Source organism: Sphingobium wenxiniae, from assembly GCF_007830065.1.
Taxonomy (GTDB): Bacteria; Pseudomonadota; Alphaproteobacteria; order Sphingomonadales; family Sphingomonadaceae; genus Sphingobium; species Sphingobium wenxiniae.
Genome location: NZ_VLKK01000054.1, coordinates 1 through 4486, shown reverse-complemented (window position 1 = coordinate 4486; position 4486 = coordinate 1). Strand labels below are relative to the sequence as shown.

Here is a 4486-nt window from a genome sequence, read left to right as displayed (position 1 = left end):
CGCTTGACCCACCACCCGCATAGCGGGACATACCTTCCAACCGGGTCACTTCTCGATGAAAATCCCGGGTCAACTCTCAGTGGAAATCAACAGCTCGCGCTCTCACCCCTTATAACGGCCGAAATGATGCCGCAGAGAGCAATAAGGGCTAACGCACTAACACACTACTTTTTACATATGAATCCCTAGGATTTTCGCGGGTTTGGGGCTGTAGCCTCTCCGCAGCTAACTTGGGCTACGGTTACCGGGAGGTCGAGCCGGTGGCAGGGCTGCGTGCGCTAACGCAGGCGATGATTGTAGCCCTGCCACTGTGGCCATCATTTCGCGCTTAGCAGCCGATATGCCTGTCCAAAGAACGAGAACTGCTCGACGAGCGGCTCCTTCTTTACTTCAATGAGATTGCCATTCGTCATGGCGGTCTTAATCGCCATGTTCAGCGCCGCTGTATGCCCCAGCTTGTGCCGCTCGAAGGCAGCGAGCCGCTGCGTGCGCTGTTGGAGGTATCGGCGCGGAACGATGTTCGCGTCCTGCATCGCCTTGCCGTGCTTGAGCCATGAAGGCAGCTTCTCAGAAGGCAGAAGCAGGAACTCCCTGCATAGGTCCAAGACCTTCTGCTCGCGCCCGCCGTCGCTGCCCTCGCCTATATCACCCTGACGAATGCGCTTATCGAACGCTGCGACACCGTGGCGGACGAGAGCGATTGCCCACGCCGCCTGCTCCTCGGTGACTACGGGATTGAGATACTGATCGCCCACAGCGAGCAAGGCGGCGACACGGAGCGCCTTTAAGTGCGCCCGGTTCCAAAGCTGGCGCAAGTTCTCGTCGTCTTGACCGACGATGCCAGCGTCACATTCCTCATCAAACAGATCAAGCAAGGACTGAGCGGACGGGCTGAATTCCACCTTCTGAAAGACGTCGATGGCCGACGCCTTGCCCGCGTGCTGCATGATGGTGGCAAGGTGTCTCACCAGCGCTTCCGGCGGTCGGTCCACATGGGCGCGATTGCGCGCGGGTCGGTCCCCAAGATACTCGATGACGCAAAACCGCGACATGAACCCGTCGCTCATCATCGCGTCGGTGATGGACTCGTAAAAGGTGCCAGGGGTCGTCTCACCGATAAGACTGAACGCGACGGCCTGCGTGGATTCGACGTTGTTCTCTTGGCTGCTGTAGGAGATGCCACCCGCGACACCATCGGGACCGGACTTGGAGTAGAGCGTGGTCATCTGCTTTCGGAGCGACCGCATACTGGCATCGCGGTTCTCCGCCATGAGAGCGAACTTATGCCCAAGCTCACCCGCCAAGTTGACGAAGCATGGGTTATGGGCGCACGCCTTCAACAGCGCCTGCCCCGAAGCGAAGTCCGAAGGATCAGTCACCAATTCAGCTTCGCCGTAAAACTCACGAGCCGCTTGGACCAGCGTGTTGACGCCGCTGTGCATGGCCTCTTTGCCAATCGCAGACCGGGCGACCAGCACGACGTAGAGATTGAGACCAGACTTCGGGATATACCAGACGCGACCAGCAACGCCGGCCATCAGTCCAAGCGCGCCGACAATGGCAACCTCTGCGACTGGACGCGGTGCGTGCTGGTAGATGTATTGGGCCAGCGCACCGACGAACCCCGGCGGCATGGGTAGCGCACCTTGCGCGGGCGGTATGGGACCGTCACCGACATACGCGCCACCCTGTGTCCGCGCTTCGCTAAGTTGCTGCTGGAAGTCCGCTTTCTGATCCGCCTGAATGCGGGCACGATCCGCATCAGCCTTTGCGAAGAAGTCAGGAGCCAGCGTGATCCGAGGATGCTGGGTATCAGTCATGATGCGCCTCCCCGCCGAGGGTGGGGGCGGTAGTCAATCTGTGCGCGTTGCCAATCGCACTCGGCCAATTTTTACGCGGCGCGCATTTTTGCCCAAAATGTTTGGGGCATTGTGGACCTCTCGCGAGGCCGGTTAATATGCTGCTAGTCATGTGGATCTCCGGCAACGGCAGGGCGGCGAACCCTGCCGTTGTTCATGATTGTGGTAATCGGGGTCAGGCGGCTTCGCTCGTGCTGTGACGAGCGCCGGAAGCGAGCCAACGCAGAACATCGAGTTCGGCATACCAAACGCGGCGCGTTCCGGGCGGGCTGAAATAGCGCGGCCCCTCGCCACGGAAGCGGTATTGCTCCATCGTGTTCGGGTGAACACCGAGCAGTTCGGCAACCTCTCGACTGTCGAGGGGGCGGCGTTTCGGTTCGTAGGCAAACAGCTCGCAGAGCTGCTCAAAGGTCATTTCTGACATGCAGGAGACTCCCGCCAGAATGGTGCGAGCGAATCCCAGCTAAGCGACGGGGCTGACCCGCCCTATCAATGATAGAAACGGGCCAGCAAGCTAGTTATAGCGCAAACAAGTGCGACAGTGTTTGATAATATTACAGCAGTCCCGCTTGGTCGTAAGCAATGTCTCCTACGATCCTGTGCGCGTGTGCCCTCACTGAATCGACAATATCTTCGATGCACATTGAGAATCTAGGATTGGCTCTGATGTGCATATCCATCTCGTTCCAAGATGAAGTCCAAAGCTCACGAATGTGTGCCTCGTCGAAGAACACTGACTCTTCGATGTTCTGTGAAATAGACATTGGAACCTCCTCTAAGGCCCCTATCCACCAGATACAAAAATAGCGGCGGATCAGGGCGTTTGGCACCATGATCGCCGCTTTCGCAATGCACATATCGCAGCCAGCGACATGCACGGTAGTCCTCAGAGGGACTGGCTCGCTTGTTGAATAGCCGATTCGACCCCGGCTGAAAAGAGAACTTCGCTACGGGGCGGCGTGGGGCGCGATCGGTGCTTGGCCGCCCCTACCCCGGCGGCGCTGCGCGATCGGGGCTGCTACCCCGGCAACAGCGGCCCGCCCCGTGCGTCACGCGCTGCGCTGTAGCGGGACCACGTTCTTGCTGGCAGCGATAGCGGCCTGCTGCTCAATCCAGTCACCGATCTTCTGCACCTCACCCGTGAGCCACTCATTCAGGCGCGTGAGGTTGAGATAAGACCGCGAGGTAACGTCATCGGACGCAGGCTTGTGGCCAGTCAGGAGGTCAGTGCGGAACTTCTCAATCAGACACTCCCGCATGGCGATGTTCGTGAACGTGCGCCGCAGGTCGTGAAGCGACAGGTGCCTACCTGCAATCTCGCCAATCGCCTGCATGGGAGCGCGGGCATCCTGAATCCGACCCGATTTGCCCCATGACGGAAACACGAACGGGCTTTCGGTGCCATCCGCCAGCTTGAGGCGCGGGCGCGACCTGAGCAGCGCCACCGCCTGAGATGACAGCGGCATCTGCAAATCCTCGCCGCGCTTCCGGTCGGTAATATGCCACCAGCACTCGGCCGGGTCGTGGTCATCCATATGCACGCGATCCCATGTCAGGGTCGCCATCTCGTCCCTTCGCGCGCCGGTCAGCAGGCCGAAGATAGTCAGGTCCACCGATGCAAGTGCTTCATAACCTTGCACTTCACCACGCATGGCGTGCAGCTTGTTCCACACCTCGCCAATCTTGCGCCGGTCGATATAACGCTCCGTCCGCGTGCCCAGCTTCGCCCAATGGTGCTTGAGCGCATCAACCGGATTGTCGCGGATTAGCGGGGTGCCATCCGCCTGCCGGTATTCATCCATCGCGAAGCGGATCAGGATGCGGAGCGTGACGAATGCAGCATTGGCACTGGCGGGCGCAGCTTTCTTGCCCTCAAGACCGCCCTTCACGAGCGCCGCGTGACGCTCCTTCACCATGTCGCGGGTGATGCTGGCAATGGGGAGCGGTGCCCACTTGGCGAAGGTCTTTTCAACTTGGCGGCGATACTCTGCGGCAGTGCTGGCCTTCAATTTGCCGGGACGACCGACATATGCCTCAAGCACATCTTGAAGCGTTACCTTCATCGCTGCATCTGCCTTGTTGACCGCGCGCGGGTCGATCCCCTCGCGCATGTCCTGCAAGATCTTCTGCGCCTTCTTGCGTGCGGCTTCCTCGGTGAACAGGCCATAGCGGCCTATGGTCGTGATGATCGCCTTACCGCTCACCCTGCCCTGCGCGACGAAGCTGCGGACCCCGTTAGCGGTGACACGCAACCCGTAGCCAGGCAGCTTGTCGTCCCAGTGGATGGCATACCCTTCGGCGGGCGGCTCCACCTTGTCGATGAACGTCTTTGTGAGCTTCGCCATACTGTTCCTCCAGCGCCGTGCTAGCACTATACCAGCAACAAAGGAACAGATACGGCAAGCACCCACAATCAAGCTGAACCGCCCCGGGTTTGCCGGAGGCTCCAACTTCTGAGTAAGTGGAGTCGATATGAGCAAGACGACGAACAAGTTTGCACCCGAGGTTCGCGCACGGGCGGTGCGGATGGTGCAGGATCACGAAGCCGAGCATTCATCACGCTGGGCGGCCATCGTGTCGATCTCAGAGAAGATCGGCTGCGTCCCGCAGACGCTATTTGAGTGGGT

General features: G+C 59.7%; 4 protein-coding genes. 1 reads left to right on the top strand and 3 read right to left on the bottom strand.

The features are described 5' to 3' along the window. Window positions 1-317: 317 nt before the first annotated feature. The 3 genes from IQ35_RS20610 to IQ35_RS20595 all read right to left on the bottom strand — a co-directional run bounded on the left by IQ35_RS20610 (window position 318) and on the right by IQ35_RS20595 (window position 4204). Entirely contained in the window at window positions 318-1820 is a 1503-nt protein-coding gene (locus tag IQ35_RS20610; RefSeq protein ID WP_145076172.1) for a DUF3987 domain-containing protein, read from the bottom strand. Window positions 1821-2034: 214 nt separating this feature from the next. Further along, a complete protein-coding gene (locus IQ35_RS20605; RefSeq protein WP_145076168.1) occupies window positions 2035-2283 on the bottom strand; it encodes a helix-turn-helix transcriptional regulator in 249 nt (82 codons plus the stop codon). A gap of 625 nt (window positions 2284-2908) precedes the next feature. Continuing rightward, entirely contained in the window at window positions 2909-4204 is a 1296-nt protein-coding gene (locus tag IQ35_RS20595; protein ID WP_145076175.1) for a tyrosine-type recombinase/integrase, read from the bottom strand. Between the two features lie 127 nt (window positions 4205-4331). Between IQ35_RS20595 and IQ35_RS20590 the strand changes: the two genes are divergently transcribed. After that, a partial coding sequence (locus IQ35_RS20590; protein WP_479685476.1) for a transposase occupies window positions 4332-4486 on the top strand: 155 nt, incomplete at its 3' end.

Bases quoted from the DNA above. Each gene is read 5' to 3' on its own strand.
- IQ35_RS20610 (WP_145076172.1), bottom strand. From the start codon at position 1,820: ATGACTGATACCCAGCATCCTCGGATCACGCTGGCTCCTGACTTCTTC.
- IQ35_RS20605 (WP_145076168.1), bottom strand. From the start codon at position 2,283: ATGTCAGAAATGACCTTTGAGCAGCTCTGCGAGCTGTTTGCCTACGAA.
- IQ35_RS20595 (WP_145076175.1), bottom strand. From the start codon at position 4,204: ATGGCGAAGCTCACAAAGACGTTCATCGACAAGGTGGAGCCGCCCGCC.